Annotated in this window: 17 protein-coding genes; 10 read left to right on the top strand and 7 right to left on the bottom strand. The window is 60.0% G+C overall.

Annotated elements, in window-relative coordinates:
• Positions 1-201: 201 nt before the first annotated feature.
• Together SE91_RS14790 and SE91_RS14795 are read right to left on the bottom strand one after the other, a co-directional pair.
• Positions 202-1,158 carry an alpha/beta fold hydrolase gene (locus SE91_RS14790; RefSeq protein WP_061848088.1) on the bottom strand — a complete coding sequence of 319 codons (957 nt, stop codon included), beginning with the start codon at positions 1,156-1,158 and terminating at the stop codon, positions 202-204.
• A 143-nt stretch (positions 1,159-1,301) separates the two neighbouring features.
• On the bottom strand, positions 1,302-2,003 hold the full coding sequence (locus tag SE91_RS14795; RefSeq protein ID WP_061848089.1) for a type 1 glutamine amidotransferase domain-containing protein: 702 nt from the start codon (positions 2,001-2,003) through the stop codon (positions 1,302-1,304).
• 981 nt (positions 2,004-2,984) lie between these two features.
• Here SE91_RS14795 and SE91_RS14800 point away from each other — a divergent pair.
• The 5 genes from SE91_RS14800 (at position 2,985) to SE91_RS14820 (ending at position 7,150) form a co-directional block, all read left to right on the top strand.
• On the top strand, positions 2,985-3,683 hold the full coding sequence (locus SE91_RS14800) for a VOC family protein (protein ID WP_060736067.1): 699 nt from the start codon (positions 2,985-2,987) through the stop codon (positions 3,681-3,683).
• A 252-nt stretch (positions 3,684-3,935) separates the two neighbouring features.
• A complete protein-coding gene (locus tag SE91_RS14805; protein WP_061848090.1) occupies positions 3,936-5,249 on the top strand; it encodes an epoxide hydrolase family protein in 1,314 nt (437 codons plus the stop codon).
• A gap of 60 nt (positions 5,250-5,309) precedes the next feature.
• Positions 5,310-6,158, top strand: a complete 849-nt coding sequence (locus tag SE91_RS14810; RefSeq protein WP_061848091.1) for an enoyl-CoA hydratase/isomerase family protein — start codon at positions 5,310-5,312, stop codon at positions 6,156-6,158.
• Between the two features lie 98 nt (positions 6,159-6,256).
• The gene (locus SE91_RS14815) at positions 6,257-6,679 is read left to right on the top strand and encodes an OsmC family protein (protein ID WP_061848092.1); all 423 of its coding nucleotides are present in this window, start codon (positions 6,257-6,259) and stop codon (positions 6,677-6,679) included.
• Positions 6,680-6,700: 21 nt separating this feature from the next.
• Positions 6,701-7,150, top strand: a complete 450-nt coding sequence (locus SE91_RS14820) for a cupin domain-containing protein (protein WP_061848093.1) — start codon at positions 6,701-6,703, stop codon at positions 7,148-7,150.
• Between the two features lie 395 nt (positions 7,151-7,545).
• Here SE91_RS14820 and SE91_RS14825 read toward each other — a convergent pair whose 3' ends face one another.
• On the bottom strand, positions 7,546-8,025 hold the full coding sequence (locus SE91_RS14825; RefSeq protein WP_156489619.1) for a hypothetical protein: 480 nt from the start codon (positions 8,023-8,025) through the stop codon (positions 7,546-7,548).
• On the opposite strand from SE91_RS14825, the gene SE91_RS14830 reads away from it, so the two are divergent.
• Entirely contained in the window at positions 8,012-9,016 is a 1,005-nt protein-coding gene (locus SE91_RS14830) for a tripartite tricarboxylate transporter substrate-binding protein (protein ID WP_245318456.1), read from the top strand. The genes SE91_RS14825 and SE91_RS14830 overlap by 14 nt on opposite strands.
• Before the next feature lie 198 nt (positions 9,017-9,214).
• Here the strand turns inward: SE91_RS14830 and SE91_RS14835 are convergent, their stop codons facing one another.
• Entirely contained in the window at positions 9,215-11,191 is a 1,977-nt protein-coding gene (locus SE91_RS14835) for an adenylate/guanylate cyclase domain-containing protein (RefSeq protein WP_061848095.1), read from the bottom strand.
• 1,368 nt (positions 11,192-12,559) lie between these two features.
• Positions 12,560-12,898 carry an H-NS histone family protein gene (locus SE91_RS14845; protein WP_061851130.1) on the bottom strand — a complete coding sequence of 113 codons (339 nt, stop codon included), beginning with the start codon at positions 12,896-12,898 and terminating at the stop codon, positions 12,560-12,562.
• 670 nt (positions 12,899-13,568) lie between these two features.
• Here SE91_RS14845 and SE91_RS37645 point away from each other — a divergent pair.
• Positions 13,569-13,958 carry a hypothetical protein gene (locus SE91_RS37645; RefSeq protein WP_245318457.1) on the top strand — a complete coding sequence of 130 codons (390 nt, stop codon included), beginning with the start codon at positions 13,569-13,571 and terminating at the stop codon, positions 13,956-13,958.
• 174 nt (positions 13,959-14,132) lie between these two features.
• Positions 14,133-14,336 (top strand): hypothetical protein, encoded by a 204-nt coding sequence (locus tag SE91_RS14855; protein ID WP_061851131.1) that lies wholly within the window; start codon positions 14,133-14,135, stop codon positions 14,334-14,336.
• Positions 14,337-15,038: 702 nt separating this feature from the next.
• Here SE91_RS14855 and SE91_RS14860 read toward each other — a convergent pair.
• Positions 15,039-15,827, bottom strand: coding sequence for a hypothetical protein (locus SE91_RS14860; RefSeq protein WP_061851132.1), 789 nt, complete (start codon positions 15,825-15,827; stop codon positions 15,039-15,041).
• Positions 15,828-16,315: 488 nt separating this feature from the next.
• Entirely contained in the window at positions 16,316-16,978 is a 663-nt protein-coding gene (locus SE91_RS14865; protein ID WP_061848098.1) for a glutathione S-transferase, read from the bottom strand.
• 111 nt (positions 16,979-17,089) lie between these two features.
• On the opposite strand from SE91_RS14865, the gene SE91_RS14870 reads away from it, so the two are divergent.
• Positions 17,090-17,653, top strand: coding sequence for a TetR/AcrR family transcriptional regulator (locus SE91_RS14870; protein WP_061848099.1), 564 nt, complete (start codon positions 17,090-17,092; stop codon positions 17,651-17,653).
• A gap of 130 nt (positions 17,654-17,783) precedes the next feature.
• Positions 17,784-18,455 carry a class I SAM-dependent methyltransferase gene (locus SE91_RS14875; RefSeq protein WP_061848100.1) on the top strand — a complete coding sequence of 224 codons (672 nt, stop codon included), beginning with the start codon at positions 17,784-17,786 and terminating at the stop codon, positions 18,453-18,455.
• Positions 18,456-18,688 lie beyond the last annotated feature (233 nt).

Below are 18,688 nucleotides of genomic sequence, written 5' to 3' on the forward strand. Positions count from 1 at the left end.
GACCCGGTCTTGACAGACGGCCCGGCAGACTTCGCCGGCTTGGCCGCGGCCCTCGCACTCAACGGAAGCTGGGCTGCCGCAAGGGTCATGGCGGCGCCTCCGAAGAAACGGCGGCGTTCACTGATGTTGTCGGACATGTGTTTTGCTCCTTTTGCCGTCGTGCGGTGGGGGGTGTGCGGACGGGCGCCGCTCTGTCGCCGTTCAGCGTGTGTGCCCGTCGATCCGAGCAAGGAAGCCACGGACGAGCGAGGCGATCTCGTCTGTCGCCTCGTCCAGTGCGAAATGGCCGGCCTCCAGGAGGTGAACCTCGGCGTCGGGCACATCGTCGCGGTAGGCTGCAGCGCCGGCGACGGCGAAGGATGGATCGTATTTGCCCCAGACCACCAGCGTTGGCGGACGCATCCTGCGCAGCCACGCCTGCCACTTCGGATACGACGCGACATTGGTGCGGTAATCCAGGAACAGGGTGGTTTGAATCTCGGGCTGCCCAGGACGCGTCAAAAACGCGTATTCATCCGTCCATGTATCAGGGGCGTATCGCTCCGGATGCGGGCTGGTGCCGAGGTGCCGTTGGCGTGTCGCCTCCAAGGAGGTGAAGTTGGCCTTGAGTGCCTCGAGCTCGTGCGTTGGGTCGGCCCAATACTTCCGCCGTGCCGCCCAGAGTGGACCCAGTCCCTGCTCATGCGAAACAGCGTTCTGAACGATGATGCCGCGAACGCGCTCGGGATGCGCGAGCGCCATGCGGAAGCCAACAGGGCCGCCGTAGTCTTGCATCAGTAGGACGTAGCTGGTGAGGCCAAGCTTATTCGTAAGATCGCCCATCACGCTGGCGATATTGTCAAATGTATAATTGAAATCGGACGGCGTCGGTGCGCTGCTGTTGCCGAAACCGGGATAGTCCGGCGCGATCAGGTGATACTTGTCCGCGAGCAGGGGCAGCAGCGGCTCCCACATCCTCGACGAGGACGGGAAGCCGTGAAGCAGGATCACGGTGGGGGCGTCGGCGGGTCCGGCCTCACGATAGAAGATCTTGAGACCTTGGATATCGACGCTGTGATAGCTGATCGAGCGTCGGCTCGACGGTAAAGTTTCCGCCGACGCCTGCATTGTCGTGCAGGCCAGGGCGGCCGAGAGGGCTACGGTGGCTGGGAAGTTCATGTGATCGCTCCTGTTTTAGGCCGCTGTCAGATCATCCGATCCGGCGCTTTCACGGGCGGCAGCTGCCGCACGGCAGACAACGTTCGTAAGCTGCACTGAAAGGCGCAATCACGAGCGCCTCTCAGGTGAAAGCGTGTCCGAATCTACGAAGCGCGCGCCAGCGGCTTGCCCTTCAGGCTGGCGAGCAGCGTCTCCGCGGCCGCGCCCGACGAATGCGGGTTCTGCCCGGAGATGAGCGGGCCATCGCTGACGACGTGCACGCCCCAATTTGCGGTCTTCGAAAAGACGGCCCCGAGCTTGAGCATCTCGTCCTCGACCAGGAATGGCACCACCTTGGTGAGGCCGACGGCCTCTTCCTCGCCGTTGGTGAAGCCGGTGACTTCCTTGCCCTGAACAAGAGGCTTGCCATCGGGCGTCTTGACGTGACGCAGCGCCCCGGTCGAACGGCACACCACGGCAATGGTCTTGCCGGCGGCGAGGAAGGATTCGATCAGGTTGACCGAAACCTTATCCTCGGCCAGGTCCCACATGGGGCCATGACCACCGGGATAGAAGACCGTGTCGAAATCCTCCTGCTTGAGGCTGTCGAGGCGAACCGTCTCGTTCAGCTGGGTTTGCGCGGCGGCATCCGCTTCAAAGCGCAGCGTGAGGTCAGTGCGGAATTCGGGTTCGTTGCTCTTGGGGTCCAAGGGCGGACGGCCGCCCTTCGGCGAGGCGAGCGTGATTTCCGCGCCCGCATCCTTGAAGACGAAATAGGGGGCCGCAAGCTCTTCGAGCCAAAAGCCCGTTTTGCGTCCGGTGTTGCCGAGTCGGTCGTGCGAGGTGATGACCATCAAAATTTTCATGACACGGGTTCCCTTGATTGCATGTGCTGGATGACGCGCGAGGGGCGTCGATCTAACTCTCCTTCGAGCACGTGACGTCGTCCGCCGCTCGTGAGTGCAATCTGGACTGAAGCGGGCCTATTAGCTCGTTATGTAGTGTTAGGCGTTGGGAGAGAATGTTATCCAACTCTCGGAAGTCTCCAGGCACTCCACGAAGAAGGCGTCGAAGACTTAGACTCCACCAACAAGTGCTTTGCGATCACCCCTCCCGTCAGATGCCACCGAGGTTGTCATGGCCGATGCGAAGTTAGCGACCTTCATTCGGAAGAGATCGTGATCGGTCCGCCTCTGCAAAGTGTTGAGATCTGCTCGGATGCCAACTTGATCAGCTGAGGGGAACTGCGTCCGCAGCCGTGATCGCATTAGGCGCAAAAGGCTTTTTCACGGCTGATACCCGTAAAGCGGATCAACTGTGTCAGGGTTGAACCTGCCGCGGTTACATCCTGAAACACCCGGGCTCCCCCTGCTGGAGAACGAAGTTCCGCCGAGGAAAAGGTGGGCATGAACGGCCTCAAGTTATTTCAGTGGGCCAACCGCCGCCGGCCTCGTTCACATCGTCAAGAAGGGCCAAGTTCCGCCTGATCCGCCTTGAAGCGCCAACATCAATGGCGGGGAAGTGCGGCCTGGCCTGTTAATAGCTGTTATGCGTCGGGAGTGTGCAGGATCGTGATATCCCGTTCAAGATGCTCTCAAATCAAGGCATCCAGCAGTCCCCTTGCAGCGACCGGGTCGCGGGGTCTGCGATCCTCTTGGTAGCGCTCTACGAGGGGCAAGCAATGCGCGCGCGTCGGCTGGTTGCCTGCGGTCGCTGAAGATCGCCTCAACGCGATCGGCGGCGAGCCATAACATCTCATAACTTCCAACGGTCCCCGGTCCGCGCAAGGTTGATCCTGCAAACGGCGGGATCGGTCCGAACCCGCGTCTCACATCAGGGAGTTTAAGATGGCCAGTACAGAAATTGACCGCAAGGCCGCCAAATCTTCGAATAGTCCTCCACCATCGCGCAGCAATGATATGAAGTTCGAAGTCGTCGTCATCCCTGTGGCGGATGTCGATCGCGCCAAGGAATTCTACTCGCGCCTCGGCTGGCGATTGGACGCGGATTTTGCCTCCGGCGACGACTGGCGCGTCGTCCAATACACGCCCCCGGGCTCCGCCTGCTCGGTGATCTTCGGCAGGAATGTGACGGCCGCAGCGCCCGGTTCGGCTCGAGGTCTGTACCTGATCGTCTCCGATTTGGAGGCTGCACGAAAAGAACTGGTCGATCGTGGCATAACGGTGAGCGAACCATTCCATGGTGGCGGCGACGTTCATGCCGGGCCCGACGAGCCGTATCTTTCGGGCACCGTTCGGGTCAGCGGCGTTGACCCCAAGCGCGGCAGCTATGGTTCGTTTGCCGCGTTCAGCGATCCCGACGGCAATGGCTGGTTTTTCCAAGAGGTCACTGCGCGGCTGCCCGGACGCATCACGGGCGGGGGCACGAACTTCGCTTCGCAGACAGAACTCGCAGCCGCAGTGCGGCGCGCGGCGGCGGCACATGGTGAGCACGAGAAGCGGATCGGCGGACATGACGAGAACTGGGCCGATTGGTACGCCGACTACATTGTCCGCGAGCAGGCCGGCCAGCCTCTGCCGTCCTGAGTACATCTCCAGACTTGGGTCGAGACGGCGCGCGAAGACCCGGTCATCGCGCGCCGTGTCGCATCGTATCTCGTGAAATGTCATCGTTTGCCGCACTCTTCCTCATCGCTCAGACCCGCAACTGCTAACGCAGCCTAACAACCCATAACGAGCAAATGGTCGGCACCTGCGCCAATCTCTGCGCATGACGAACCCCAGCACGTTGATTTCGAAGCCGGCGGTGTCACCGACAAAACGCAGAGGAGATCCACAATGACCACGCAAGCACAAACCGGCATCCTCAACCCGGACCGGCGTCAACTGCTGAGCCAGGCCGCGATGACCGCCGTTGCGGCGAGCGTCGCGAACTTGCTGCCGCTGCGCGGCGCAAAAGCCACTGCCACCGGCGCGATCCGCCCGTTCAACGTGAACGTGCCCGAGCAGGATCTGCTCGACCTCCGTCGCCGCCTCGCCGCGACGCGATGGCCGGATCGCGAGATTGTCGCGGATCAGTCGCAGGGTGTGCAGCTGGCGACGGTGCAGCAGCTCGTCCACTACTGGCAGCACGACTACGACTGGCGCAAGATGGAAGCGCGGCTGAATGCGCTTCCGCAATTCGTCACCGAGATCGATGGCGTCGACATCCACTTCATTCATGTCCGTTCACGGCATGAGAACGCGCTGCCGATGATCGTCACGCATGGTTGGCCCGGCTCGATCATCGAGCAGCTGAAGATCATCGGCCCGCTGACCGATCCCACCGCCCACGGAGCTAAGGCGACGGATGCGTTCGATCTCGTGATCCCCTCGCTCCCCGGCCATGGCTTCTCCGGCAAGCCGAGGGCATTGGGCTGGGATCCGCAGCGTATCGCGCGTGCCTGGATCGTGCTGATGAAGCGGCTCGGATACAGCCGCTATGTCGCGCAAGGCGGTGATTGGGGCAATGCCGTTACCGAGCAGATGGCGGTGATCGCGCCGCCGGAGCTGCTCGGCATTCACACCAACATGCCGGCTACCGTCCCCGACGATATCGCCAAGGCGCTCCAGCCCAGCGGGTCGCGTCCGTCAGGCCTCTCGGCGGACGAGCGCACCGCCTTCGACCAGCTTGACGATTTCTACAAGCACGGCCTCGGCTACGCGATTGAGATGTCCAACCGGCCCCAGACGCTCTATGGCCTCGTGGATTCGCCGGCGGGGCTCGCGTCCTGGATGCTCGACCATGATGCACGCAGCGCTGCGATGATCGCTCGGGTGTTCGACGGCAAGACGGAAGGGCTGTCGCGAGACGACGTGATCGATAACATCACGCTCTACTGGCTCACCAATACCGCGGTGTCGTCCGCGCGGCTGTACTGGGAGAACAAGCTCGTGTTCTTCGAGCCCAAGCACATCAAGATCCCGGTCGCTGTCAGCGTGTTTCCCGACGAAATCTACGCCGCGCCGCGAAGCTGGGCCGAAAAAGCATATCCGAAGTTGTTGCACTACAACCGGCTGGACAAGGGTGGCCACTTTGCGGCGTGGGAGCAGCCAGCACTGTTCTCTGCGGAAGTGCGTACCGCGTTCCGGCCGCTGCGCCAATCGATCTGAACCTAGAGGAGACGATCGCTTCAGCACGTCCCTGTTCCTTCAAGCATCAGGAGTCCGATCATGAGCCGCCCCGAACGTACGTTCACGACCGACCAAATTCGCCTTGAACGCCGCCTGCCGACTTACTGGCGTGTCACATTCGACATGCCGCCGGTCAACATCTTTGGCCCAAAACAGCTTCCGCTGCTGGGTGACATCGTCACGGCGATCGAGACCGATCCCGACGTGAAGGTCGTGGTGTTCGACAGCGCGGTCGAAGGCTTCTTCATCACGCATTACGACTTCCTCGCGCCGTTGGAGGAGTCCCTGAGCATTCCGCCCGGGGCGACCGGGCTCCAAGCGCTGCCGGATATGCTGGTGCGTCTCAGCCGCGCGCCGGTCGTGTCGATTGCCTCGATCCGCGGCCGTGCGACGGGTGTCGGCAGCGAGCTGGCGCTGGCGAGCGATATGCGCTTTGCCAGCCGCGAGAAGGCGATTCTATCGCAATGGGAGGTCGGGGCGGGCCTCGTGCCCGGCGGCGGGCCGATGGCGCGATTGCCGCGACTGATGGGCCGCGGACGCGCGCTCGAAGTGTTGATCGGTGCCGATGACATCCAAGGCGATCTCGCCGAACGCTACGGCTACGTGAGCCGGACGTTTCCGGATGCCGAGCTCGACGGCTTTGTGGAGGCGCTCGCCATGCGCATTGCATCGTTCGACAAGGAGGCCATCGCGGAGACGAAGCGTCTTGTCGACGTCGCGAGCCTGCCGCCCGATGACGAGATCAAGCCGGAGTGGGACGCGTTCCTGGCCGCGCTCGGCCGTCCCGCCAGCCAGACTCGCATCAAGGCGCTGATGGCACGCGGCTTCCACCGCGCCGGCGATGTCGAGAACCGGCTGGGCTTCCACGTCGGGCAGATCGGTGGCTAGCGGAACAGCTGCGGCGCTCGGCCGGCTGGAACGGCGACAGGCGGTCGTGCCAATGCGCTTTCGTCCGGCAGCTAAAAAAATCAACCAGGAGAATTGAGATGATCCGCAAGGCAACAGCAGTCTGGAAGGGTACTGGCCGCGACGGCGCCGGTCAGCTATCGAGCGAATCCGGCGTGCTCGTCGCGACACCTTATTCGTTCAAGACTCGCTTCGAGAACGAGAAGGGCACCAATTCCCGAGGAGTTGATCGGGGCGGCGCCGCCGGTTGTTTCACTATGGCGCTGGCCTTTGGCCTGCAGCTCGCCGGTTTCACGCCGGACGAGCTCACGACGGAAGCCGCAGTCAGCCTCGAGCCCGAAGGCAAAGGCTTCAAGTTCAGCAAATCGGGTCTGACGTTGCGTGCGAAGGTGCCGAATCTCGACGACGCCGGTTTCGCCAGGATCGCGGGCGAGGCCGAGAAGAACTGTCCGGTGTCGAGGGCGCTCAATGCCGCTATCACGCTCGACGCCAAGCTGACCTAGCCGAGCACAGGGAGGGTTGTCATGTCCCGTCAAGATCTGCCCCGCCAACATCAGCTCGATGAAGACAGATTTCGGGCGATTCTGCCCGTGGAGATCGTATGGCAGCCGTTTCCCGCGTTCCCGCCAGGCGCGAAGCTGGCCGTAATGGTCGGTCATCCCAGCGAATCCGGCCCCTACGTGGTTCGGGTCAAGGTGCTTGGTGGCACCAAGCTGATGCCGCACAAGCATCCGGAAGATCGCATCTACACCGTCATGTCAGGTGTATTCTACATCGGGCTGGGCGATCGTTTCCATGGCGACAAAGTGACGGCCTATCCGCCGGGTAGCGTCATCGTCCTGCCTGGCGAGACCTGGCATTTCCATTGGGCTAAGTCCGGCGAATACGTCACGCAGGTTTCCGCCATCGGCCCCTTGGGCCTGGAGTATCACGACGATCATGATGACCCGCGCCTGAATGCCACGACGCCGTAGGATTTCGCGCATGTTAAATGGAGGCTTGTGTTTCTCGCGAGAAGTACTGGACGGGGGCCGCGGAAGATGGGTGGTGCTGGAAAGCCTTGTTGGCGGCCTTCTGAAGCGTGCGACAGCATCGGCCTACCTGCCGTCCCCAATCTGGTCCGCAGGCTTTTCGGCCCGAAGCGAGACACCTCTTGAACGCGAGCTTGCACGCTTGTTCCCGCGGAGTCGAGTTCTGTTACGTGAAGTTTCGCGCTGACAAGCCTCAGGTCAGCAATCCGGTTCATCAAGCGATTATTCTTCCCAATTTTTGGTGTGGTGGTGGCTAGGCGATCCCGGCGGGCTCCAGACTTGCAACCCAAGGGGAAGCCCGAAAAGGGGCGGATATCCACTCCCCCGAACGGGAACGGTTATGGCATTGGTTGGTCGGCAATTTTCGGCAGGCGGCCTAAGAGGCGTTTGAGTAGCCACGGTGGGAAGCTACAGATTTGTTCTTCGGCCACGACCACCGCGCCCAAAGGGCAGGGCACCCAATGGCAACGATAGCTGAACGCTTCGATTGGGCCGGAAATTGTGAGCTTTTCCGCTAGGAGCGGTTGGCCCTCCGCGTCGGCAACGTCGAACGGGTAGATCGCGCCAGTCTGACTAGCACCAAGGCCGCCAACCGCTATAAACTCAAGGGCCACGCTCACAAGGACGATCGACGGTGTTCGCCGGTCTGACAGGTGCTCAAGCAAAAGCCGCGGTGCTTGTCCATTTGCAACCCAGCGGGACATGCCGAAGCTCCGACCGTTGTAAGTGGCAGCACCGGTGCTATCGGAGAGCGTCCCTCCGTGATCTTGGATGTTGGACGTGCCGCCGTGCCACGCCGTTCCCGTGGAGATCATCATGACCTCTTGCTGTCGTCGACACTTCCTGCATCTGGTCGCAGGCGCTTCCGCGGTGCCGGTGTTTTCAGGGGTCGCGCAGACGCAGGCGTATCCGGCCAAACCCATTACAATCATTGTTCCGTATCCCGCGGGGGGACCCACGGATTCGATCACGCGGCTGGTAGCTGAGCCTATGCGCGAAGCTCTTGCTCAACCCATCATCATCGAAAACGTAGGAGGAGCAGGAGGTACGATTGGGGTGGCTCGCGCTGTGCGCGCGGCCCCCGACGGATATACGATCAGTGCAGGTCAATGGCAGACGCACGTTGTCAATGGCGCGGTGTATCCGCTGAACTATGATCTGCTGGACAGCTTTGCGCCCCTCGCATTGCTCTCAACCAACAGTTCAGTCATCGTTGCAAAGAAGGGTTTGCCAGCAGACGATCTTAAGGGATTCATCGAGTGGCTTAAGGCCAATCCCGCCAAGGCTTCACTCGGAACCGCGGGGTTAGGGAGCCCAGGTCACGTGTACGGCGCCTTTCTTCAAAAAATGACCGGCACGCGTTTTCAGTTCGTCCCGTATCGGACGATCGCTCTTGCAATGACGGACTTGATGGGCGGTCAGATCGATTTCTTGATTGATAGTCCGATCAATTCTTTGCCGCAGCTGCGTGTGGGAACCATCAAAGCTTACGCGGTTATGGCGAAGAGCCGACTGTCGTCGGCTCCCGACATCCCGACCGTCGACGAAGCGGGCTTGGCCGAGTTCTACGGTGGGAACTGGACAGCGTTTTGGGTCCCGAGGGGAACGCCAAATGATGTGATTGCAAAGCTCAATGAAGCAGTGGTCACGGCAATGGCCAATGCAAACGTTCGAACCCGTCTAGCGGACTTGGGGATGGAGATTCCACCACGCGAGCAGCAAACTCCGGAAGCCCTCAGTGCCCTCCAAAAAGTTGAAATCGAAAAGTGGTGGCCCATCATCAAGGCTAGCGGAATTAAGGTGGAGTAGAGCTCCGCCGAGGCATAATTACACAATTTGGCGCGGCTGCCGTTCGACAAAGCAGGTGCATTGCAAAGCGCAGGACAGCGATGTCGCTGATGGTCATTGATCCCGAAGATGATGGAGGTGGCCCCCCAAAGTAGGCGAGCTTCAATCAAGCCGAGGATAATCTCGGGTCACCCTTTCTATGCTCGTGGAGTCTGCTCTTCAACGCGCCGCCTCCTGCCAGACCTTAGTAAGGCGGTTTCTAATCTCTTGATTTGAATATGGGGTTAGCGTGCGGGTATGCTCCTCAATGAGCTGTTGGTCGCCACCCTTCAAGATCTTGACCAGCGGCTCACCTTTCGCCAAAGAGATATTCATCTCTTCCTTCGCTTCATCCAGCCGACCAAGCTCACTAAGGACAGCCACGAGATACGAGCGGGCCGGCCTAAAATTGTTATTTTTCCGGAGGGCCTCGCGAAGGTATTTCTCGGCCTCCTCAAAACGTTGCCTGCTAGCATTAGGGTCCTGTGTCGAGGTCAGGAAGCCCCACACGTAATAAGCCTGGCCGCGGTGGTAGTCGTAGAAGAATGGATATATGGGATTAAGGTCGATAGCTTCTTGCGATTTGTGAAGCGCTTCTTCCGGTTCACCCGAATAGATCAGCACGTGCGCCCATAAGGCATAGCCGTCCGCGTAATTAGGGTTACGTTGAACTGCCTCCTCTGCGGCCTGCCGAGCCTCTTCAAATCTCTCTCTGTACAACAGAACCCAGCCCATTTGCTCGAGAGCAAATGGCAACGAAGGCTTGGGTTCGAGCTCCCTTCTCGCCAACTCAAGGGCCTTTTGCGCCATGCGATAGGCCAGATCCTCTGAAGATTTGGGGTCCTTACTCCACCTCCCATTTGAATCTTGCCGATGGGTGGCGGCCAAATTCGCATAAGCGCGCGCAAACTCCGGGTCGAGGTCAATAGCTTTCTCGAAAAGGTTCCGCGCATTCGCATTATCCTTGGGCGTGAAGCGCCGATAAAGCTCTGTACCGCGCATGAAATACTCCCAGGCGACGTTACTGCTCGTGTATGGACGCCCCATGTTCCTTTCCTCCTCTTTTGTTAACTTCACTTCCAGCGCACTCGTTATCGTCCGGGCGATCTCCCCTTGGACGGCAAAGACGTCCTGTAAGTCTCGGTCGTAATACTGAGCCCACATGTGATAACCCGTGTTTGCGTCGATTAGCTGTGCCGTGACGCGAATTCGGTTGTCGGCTTTGCGCACGCTTCCCTCAATCACGTATCGCACCCCTAACTCTCGGCCCACTTGAGCAGTTTTGACCGTCCTGCCCTTAAACGTGAAAACCGAGTTGCGGGCGATGACGAACAAACCTGTGAGCCTGGAGAGCTCCGTGATGAGATCCTCGGTCATTCCATCGCTGAAATACTCCTGCTCTGGGTCGCTGCTCAGATTGAGAAAGGGGAGCACGGCAATAGAGCGCTTGTCGGGCGGCAGAGCGGGGACCTGCGCCTCGCGGAATACCTCCGATAGGGAGAACGGGTGCAAGACTAGTTGCCAGAGGCCGCCAAGCAGGAGAAGCATTGCGACGGCGACTAGGCCGATTCGCAGCCTGGATCTGGCGGCGCCCGGTTTTCGCGGGGCGACCGAAAGGGTAGACACGCCCGAACCTATCCGTATGCGGTATATGCGCACTGGCCGCGCAATATTCTTCAGCTGCTGCTCACCCGCGTTCTCAAAAACGATGTCGAGCTTGCCCCGGACGTCCTCCTGTACCCTGCCGGAAACGCAAATCCCCCCAGGCTCCGACAGCGCCTCCAAACGTGCCGCTATGTTTATAGCATCACCACAAATGTCGTCGCCATCAAGGATGAGTTCTCCGAAGTTGATGCCCATACGAAGCTCTATTCGCTTGTCGTTGGGCACGTTAGCGTTGCGCGAGGCCATGCCGCGTTGTATCTCAACGGCACAGCGGACCGCGTCCACGACGCTTGCGAATTCTATAATTGCTCCGTCCCCGATCACCCTCACTATCCGCCCGTGAAATTGCTTCACGTTGGGTTCGACGAGCGCGTGCCAATGTGCCTTCCATCGGGCTAGCGTGCCTTCGTCGTCATTTTCGACGAGGCGGCTGTACCCGGCAATGTCGGTTGCAAGAATGGCCGTGAGCCTGCGCGGATGGCTTTCAGGCATAGCAGTCCCTGGTTCCGAAACGTCGCTGCCGAGGAGTAAGCTACCACAACCGGCGCGGGTCAGTTTGCCGAATTGGCAGCCTGCGCCGGTAATGTCCGAAGCGCGTCGAAAGCTGACAATTTGGCGGACGCCAAGTCACAAGAGAGCTATTCGCACTCACCAGCGGCAGCCTCGGCATCACCCGTCAGGACGGCTAATCCATTGAAAAACAGCCGGCCTGGGAGCCGGCGGAGTTTGGACTGCAGACCAGACCGGCCAGATCCTGAGCACGTGCAGCATGAAGGCTCGCCAGCTGTGAACAAGAGACAGCTAGTTGAGGCGGTGGTCCACAAAGGAAGTGGGATTGTGTCAGCGACGATTTGGACCGCCTGGAGGGGCACGACTTTGTCCATATCGCTGTGACCGGACCGTCGGCTTTGCAGCTTCACCAACCTGCGCGCGTTCGAGAGCCTCGATGGCGAGCTCATCTGCCCAGCGCTTGAAAAGCGCCCGCTTTTGCGAGTCGCTCGTTCGCCTTCTCATGAGGGCCATCCGCGTCATCGGCACAGAGTTTGTCCAATTTTTCCCTGAGGTCCGCCATGATATCGGCCTCCTCCTAGACCTACCTGGTCACGCGGCGACGGAATGCAGGTCAACTAAGGAACATGCCGACCTGCATTAGGGTCGAGATGTGTGACCGAGCGCGCGTCTGCACGTGTGAAGCTATTCCGCTCAGTACTTTAGTACGCACGTGGTCACGAGCAGCATGGCCCGGCTGCATTGCCAATCGGGTCCCAACATTGGTTCATAGACTCCACGAGGAGTACCGATGGCCATAGTAGTACCAGCCACCACTAGAACAGCGATGGTCAGCGGGAGCGTTCGATACGTTGCCAAGTACCACTTTCATTGCGCTTCCCGCCGGTGGAAGCGCCTATGCTGCGCGCAGAGATACCTCCCGCCTGTGAACTACTTCACACAAATTTCTCAACAGTCATCACAGTCGCGTGCAGCAAGCCCGCCCCGTGAACTGGCGGCGCGGAAGAAGGCTCGCAGGGCTCAGCAACCCGCTCTCTTGCACACTTTGCGGTAGAGACAGCAAAATTGCACTTCGCCGTTTGGCGAGGGGAGGGGCCCACCTGTGTTACAAAAACTACTGTTTCGGTAGTGCTGCCTCGACCGTTGCAAACACCGTAGTAATTACTCGCACCTGCGCAAAAAAGCGTGCACGATCAGTAGAGTTGACAAGACACCCCTTCCGCCAAGACGTCAGTTAAATCAATTACTTAGAATTGATGATGCTGGCCAAAACACAAGCGAACGTTCAACGATCGCGGGTCCCCTCGTGTTCGTTCAGTCCATTGGTCAACTCGATCGCACGAGCAGCGCTCAATTTGTCTGCCGCCGTTCAACGGAAGCGTGGTTGATTAGGAAGTCGTCCAGCTTCCGGCCGCCTCGAAGCTGCGGCCGCAGCCATCGCGGCAGCCTACCGCGACCTGACCAGGTCTCTGCCGGGTTCTTCGGATTGCAATATTTGGGACGAACCGGCGGATATGGACGACGTTTACGATCGAACCGTTTGGCCTCGTCGGCCAGTCCAATTTTGACGAGCCGTTCCTCCAACCGGGCTTTCTGCAACAGGAGCTTCTGAGCGAGGCTGGCGGCCACCTGTTGGTGAAGCGTCCAGAGCTCGTCGAGGGAGAGCGAATTTAAATGCTCGGTGTTCATGGTTCGATCCAAACTCTTGGGTGAGGCCCAGGCAGACAAGTCGGGAATGAAGAAGCACACAAGCGGTCAGTCGGAGATTGCCGTACAATCCACATTTAATTGAGGGAGGTTGCAGGGAGAAAGGCACGACAGCGGTAATATCGTGGCGAAGCATTTAATTTGATGCGAGTGCGAAACGCGGATGGCTCGATTGCGCGTGCCGCGTGTTGCGACCCAAAAGTGCTGGATGGATTGATTAATTCGGCGAGGAGCACAATTAATCCATCTCGCTGTCAGATTTGGGCCGCACGTTGCCGCGAAGGCTTATGCCCGGTTGGGGGGCGCAACATCGGGAGAATTTTCGATGTCCGGTAATTTGCGATCCTATTTCCCGTGTTTGGTGCTGGTTGGAACTCTTTCGGCGGCGCCTGCATGCGCGAACCCTTTCGCCGACTTGTTCAACAACGCTCCTCGCGAGCCCGCAGCAACCTCGTCAGCGCAGCCGGAATGCATGCCGAGGCCCGGCAATTCGCCTGGTGTAGGACAGCGCTGGGTGTATCGGCGCGACGGTCACCGCAAATGCTGGTTCCTAGCTGAGGGCATCGCAACGGTACGAAAGCCGGTTCATGGTCGTGCGACCAACCGCGCCGCCAGTTTAGACGACGAGGCCGCGCGGCGAGGGCGGAGCCCCATGATCGATGCGCGCGCGGAGTTGCCGAGCTCTTCGCCAGCTGAGAGGGCTCCGACGCCGCCGGCAGGCGAAGTCAAGGTGGCTGACGCCGCTTCTGTCTTCGATGCTGGCACGCCGGCCTTGATGTCGGCGGCACCCGTCACGGATATTCCCAGCGGCGAGCTCACGCCCGAGCGCCCGGTGCCGCCCCGTGTGGAGGTGGAGAAGCTCCCTGAGTCCGCGACAGCAAACTCACCAGCTATGCCAATGGATGCGCGCGATGAAGAGGTGCGTGACGACGCGCGCAGCACGGTGACAACCTGGCTAGGTGTGCTGCTGATGACCCTCGGGGGCTTCTCGATGTTGAGCTCGAGCCGCGCGCTTCGGCACGCAGTGAGATTGCGGCACTGACGCGCGCTTGCGTGGGCAGGTTGCGTGACGCGCTCAGCGCGCGACCGATGAGCTCACGTTGGTATAGCCGAATTGCCACACGTACAATGGTTCCGCCAGCCTGCACTCACTTAGGCAATGCCTGAGACTGACATTCGACTATGATGATGGTCCCCTTTGGGTGGGACGGCCATCATGCGGTACAAAGTGTTCGTGGTGGACAGCAACCGGCGAGTGATCTGCGCCGCGAAGCTTGACTGCGTTGACGAAGAGGCGGCGAGACGTCGAGCCGAGCAAATGCAGGGCGAGCACGACGTGGAGCTTTGGGCAGGTGATCGGCTCATTGCGGTTTTTCAAGGTGCAACGTCGAACGGAAATCGGTGCAACCGCCTGTCCTGAGCAGGCGGCCGGTCTCGCTGCCGCGTTAGTTCACCGCTCTAGCTCTGCTGCCCGGATTGGTAAGCCGTCTTCTGCCGATTGTTCTCTCTTCTGCACGTCGGAGCTTACTTCGAAGCTTCTTCACCTCTATCAGCTCCGCCACAAGCGCTTGGCGTCGTTCACTCAGAACAGCATGAGCATAGATCTGACGCTTATCGGTCATGACCGATCTCGATTGACTTAGAAGTCGATAACAAGAAGGGGGAAGATAAATCGCTCGGCCGAACCTCAGTGATCTGAGGCTGCAGCCGCCAGATGCTCCCAATACTCTGCCTCAGCGAGCAGTTTCCAGCTTCTCTCCGGTTGGAGCGCGGCAGTCTGTCGGCAAAGCAACGCCATCGCGCGAAAGCGGCGGGCAATTTCCATTCTAGCCTCCCATGTTTTGCCCAGCATATTTTTTAATTCTGTGGTTGAGTCATCATGATTATCCCCCATAATCAAAATTATAATCGAAGGGGCAATTAATCAGCCTTTCGTTCGACGAGGCTGCAAATAACTCTTTCAGTTTGACCCTTGTCTCGAATGCTGCCTTACAAGGAGCTGTTGCGTTTCCAAACGCGTTTTCACGCAATCGCCTCGTGTCGAGTGCGCGCGAAGCAGAAACACGATTGTGCGAAGCTATGGAGGTGAGAGCCTTGTCCGCGGGCGTCGGTCCGTCGCGGCTTAGCGCGACCATGGCCATGCGAACGACGGCTGCGGTTTTGTAGCTTGTGGCTTGGCAATTGGCGCAGGCTTTGGCGCCTGGGCGACATTGGCCGACTGCCGCGGACGCGGCAATGGTATTTCAGGCATGACCCTTGGCTTTTCTGGGATCGCGTTCGTAACCTCAGGCATCATCTCCTTTGGCGCTGAGGCATTGGCCGTGACGCGGTCGAGTTGCTCTTGGTTTGCGTCGAGGCGATCGGTGAGCGTTTGGCTTTCGCGTGCCATTTGGGTCTGGATCGCTCTGACCTCGTCGATGACACGGCTGCTGCCTGCGATTTCTTCCTGGCTCGCCTTGAGTTGGCGCGCGACATTTTCATTGTCGTGGGCCAATTTCTCTTGCGCCACCTTCAGCTGTTCGACCGCTGTCCTCAAGGCAGCGAGATCGCGCGTCATCGACTGAAGCTGCTGTGCCAAGTCGGAAACCAAGGCGATTGCAGACGGCGCCGCGTCATTCAGCGCCGCGGCTTCTCCGGGGCCCCGCGTCAGAGGTGCAGGGTCCGAGGATGCCGTCATCGCCGGATGAACGGAGGACGACCACCACCACCAAGCAGCAATGGATGCCGCCAGCAGAGAGCACACGAAAGCCACGTGGGGCTTTTTCGTCGATTGATGGTTCGTTGTCGGCTGGGCGCGAGACGTCTCCATGGGCGGCCGGACCAAGGGACCGTCTTCCGCTTTGCGCGCCAAGTGCGAAAGCTCCTCCGCGATCTGCCGTTCCGCGACGCTGTCGTCCCGCGTGGAAGCCATTTGGTGCTCCATATCAATCCTTGACGACGGTGCTGAGCTTTATTTTTTAACACAATTTTAATCGCCGCGCTCGGGCTAGGCGTCGTCGGCAAATGGGGCCGATCGCCGAAAATTCGAGGTTGATCGAGGGAAAAGCGCCTAAACTGGCCGAGAATTCATTTGCGTTTGATTGCCCCACGGACGAAGACGCCGAGGTTCGAGCCGAGAAGCTTTTAGGTGCAGTTCCTGCTGTTGAGGTCTAGGCGGGATCTCGAAGGGTCATCTGCGTAGGCTTACGACTTGTGGCGGAGGAACTGGCTTGAGAGCAGGCCACTACGTTTGGGGTGCAGCGGAGAGTCCCACACCTCACGTCGGTCAAGCGACTGAGACACCCCTTCCGCCGCGACTTGGAATGTCCAGCCCGGACACCGGTTCCTCGATCGTCACGACGCTCCGGTGAAGCAGCCCAATTGCGAACCAGCGAGACCGCGCGTCCGCAGCCATTGACTCTAGGCAGCCGGCTCCCGGGGCGGGGGCACCATGGCGAGCTGGTTTCTCACGCTCGGCCGCTGCTGCATTCTCGCGTACCAGGCTGCGAGCGCCTCGCACTCGACAGGGACCGGCAGCTTCACAAGGCTCGCAAAAATCAACCCGCCGACGACGGTGATGTCGGCCATCGAGAAAGCCTCGCCGGCGACGAAGGGCTGTTGCCGCAGGACGGAATCGAAGTAGCGCATCCCCCTCACGGCCTTGTCGCGCTGACGCAGTCCCCACTCCTCGTTTTGATAGATTTCGACCTTGGGGCCGAGCCCCGGCGTGGCGTGGTGGAAGTAAACGCTGATGGCATCCAGCAGCTCCAGCTCGGCCCGCTTGTTCATCATGTGGATCACGCCCCTGTCGCGCGGCGTAGTGCCCGTGAGGGTCTGGCCCGCATCGAGCGCGTCCAGATATTCGGTGATCGCCGTGCACTCGGCAATCAGCGTGCCGTCGTCAAGCTCGAGCACCGGAAGCGTGCCGGAGTAGTTTTTGGTGGCGAGGAAGTCGGCGGTCTTGTGCTCGCCTTTCCGCAGATCGACCGTCACGAACTTGACGGCCGATTGCAGGTTCTTCTCGGCCAGAGCAATGCGCACGCGAGCCGGATAGGGACCGGTGGGCCAATCGTAGATCTTCATCAGGTTTCCTTTGTCTACCTGTCACTTGGTAGGCTACAGATACCTCTTGGATTTCAGAGGTCAACCTCTATCTGTCGGTAGGTAGGGTGTTTCAAGCGGATGTGAGGGGACATGAGTTCAGGTGCGAAGGAGGCCATCCTCGCAGCGGCCAAGCGGACCGCGCAGGCGCACGGCTATGGCGGCCTGAGTTTCCGCGATCTCGCTGAGGAAGTCGGCATCAAGGCCGCGAGCATCTACCATCACTTTCCGAGCAAGGCCGAGCTTGGTGCAGCGGTGGCAAAACGCTATTGGGAGGACACCGCAGCCCAGCTCGAAGCGATGCTGAGTGACAATCCGGATCCGCTACGCTGCCTCAGCCAATATCCGGAACTGTTTCGCACGGCGCTGACACGGAGCAATCGCATTTGCCTGTGCAGCTTCATGGCGGCCGAATACGACGACCTGCCGGCCACAGTGAGAAAAGAGGTGCAGGCATTCGCCGACGTCAACGTGGCGTGGCTCGTCAAGGTTCTGTCCGCTGCGGCCGTGGTTGGTCCGGAGCATATCCAGACGCGCGCTCGCGCCATCTTCGCAGCCGTGGCCGGCGCGCAGCTCATGGCCCGAAGTCGCTCGGATATCGCGCTGTTCGATACCGTGATCGAAAGCTATCGCGCCGCCGGCTTGTTGCCAGCATAGTCCCAGGCAGCAGGGTGAGTCATGCGATGCGTCCGCCACCGCGACAATCGGCCATATCGCGATTGTTTCCGAATGTTTCGCGATCGTGCTAGCCAACGTGCACAATCAAAAATGTGCCGGGCCCACCCGAATGAAACTCGTCAAGAGAGTAGGGCGCAAGCTGTTCAAGCCTCGCGACGTCATCGTGGGGTATGATAACCCGGAACTGGTCGAAACGATCTTTCTCAAGACGGTCAACTACAAGCCGAGCAGCCACGCCTGGCCGCTCGTCGTCGGCGCAAAGACGGTTCTCGATTTCAGAGGGGGTGCCGGTCTGCATTACAAGCTCGCGTGCCGGCAGTCACAGGACATCCGATGGGCCGTGGTCGAGACCCCAGCCATGGTGCGGCGTGCGAGGGAGCTTGCCACCGACAGGCTGATGTTTTTCGACCGCATCGAGGAAGCGGCGGACTGGTTGGGCGGTGTCGACCTCGTGCATTCGAACGGGGCCATACAATATGTCCCGGACCCGCTGGAAACCGTCAAAGCGCTCTGCTCCGTCCGGCCGGCGATGTTGGCTTGGCATCGCGTCCCGATCAGCGACCAGATCAGGCACGAGGTCCAGACATCGTATCTGAGCGACAACGGTCCGGGAGAGTCAGTCGCGTCAAAAGAGAAGCTTGTCAGATACGAGCGGACTTGGATCTCGGAGCAGGCGTTCATCGGAGCTCATGACGGCTTTCGTCTCACCGAGCAGAGTTCGGATCCCATGGAGCGGGGCACTCAGCAATTCAAGTTTGCGCGTCACGTACGTGCGGAATGACTTCCTCGTAGTGCCTTGCGCAGCGATCTGGCCCGAAAGATCGCTTCCTGGCCACGCGTCCGGACACGCCGATAACATTCCAGGCGCATCGGGAACGCAAGCGGACCAGAAAACTTAGCCCGCCACGAAGCTTCAGAGCGGGCGGCATGTTCTTCCTGTTCTCGAATCGTCTGGGATGTCTTGGCTCGCTGCTGATCTCCGGATTGATCACCGTCGCGCTTCTTTTCCTGTTC

This window comes from Bradyrhizobium sp. DOA1 (assembly GCF_001593325.1).
Taxonomy (GTDB): Bacteria; Pseudomonadota; Alphaproteobacteria; order Rhizobiales; family Xanthobacteraceae; genus Bradyrhizobium.

Coding starts and splice junctions, on each gene's coding strand:
- SE91_RS14825 (WP_156489619.1), bottom strand. CDS start 8,025: ATGATGATCTCCACGGGAACGGCGTGGCACGGCGGCACGTCCAACATC.
- SE91_RS14800 (WP_060736067.1), top strand. CDS start 2,985: ATGGCCAGTACAGAAATTGACCGCAAGGCCGCCAAATCTTCGAATAGT.
- SE91_RS14845 (WP_061851130.1), bottom strand. CDS start 12,898: ATGAACACCGAGCATTTAAATTCGCTCTCCCTCGACGAGCTCTGGACG.
- SE91_RS14875 (WP_061848100.1), top strand. CDS start 17,784: ATGAAACTCGTCAAGAGAGTAGGGCGCAAGCTGTTCAAGCCTCGCGAC.
- SE91_RS14820 (WP_061848093.1), top strand. CDS start 6,701: ATGTCCCGTCAAGATCTGCCCCGCCAACATCAGCTCGATGAAGACAGA.
- SE91_RS14870 (WP_061848099.1), top strand. CDS start 17,090: ATGAGTTCAGGTGCGAAGGAGGCCATCCTCGCAGCGGCCAAGCGGACC.
- SE91_RS14860 (WP_061851132.1), bottom strand. CDS start 15,827: ATGGCTTCCACGCGGGACGACAGCGTCGCGGAACGGCAGATCGCGGAG.
- SE91_RS14795 (WP_061848089.1), bottom strand. CDS start 2,003: ATGAAAATTTTGATGGTCATCACCTCGCACGACCGACTCGGCAACACC.
- SE91_RS14810 (WP_061848091.1), top strand. CDS start 5,310: ATGAGCCGCCCCGAACGTACGTTCACGACCGACCAAATTCGCCTTGAA.
- SE91_RS14865 (WP_061848098.1), bottom strand. CDS start 16,978: ATGAAGATCTACGATTGGCCCACCGGTCCCTATCCGGCTCGCGTGCGC.
- SE91_RS14790 (WP_061848088.1), bottom strand. CDS start 1,158: ATGAACTTCCCAGCCACCGTAGCCCTCTCGGCCGCCCTGGCCTGCACG.
- SE91_RS14835 (WP_061848095.1), bottom strand. CDS start 11,191: ATGCCTGAAAGCCATCCGCGCAGGCTCACGGCCATTCTTGCAACCGAC.
- SE91_RS14805 (WP_061848090.1), top strand. CDS start 3,936: ATGACCACGCAAGCACAAACCGGCATCCTCAACCCGGACCGGCGTCAA.
- SE91_RS37645 (WP_245318457.1), top strand. CDS start 13,569: ATGATCGATGCGCGCGCGGAGTTGCCGAGCTCTTCGCCAGCTGAGAGG.
- SE91_RS14815 (WP_061848092.1), top strand. CDS start 6,257: ATGATCCGCAAGGCAACAGCAGTCTGGAAGGGTACTGGCCGCGACGGC.
- SE91_RS14855 (WP_061851131.1), top strand. CDS start 14,133: ATGCGGTACAAAGTGTTCGTGGTGGACAGCAACCGGCGAGTGATCTGC.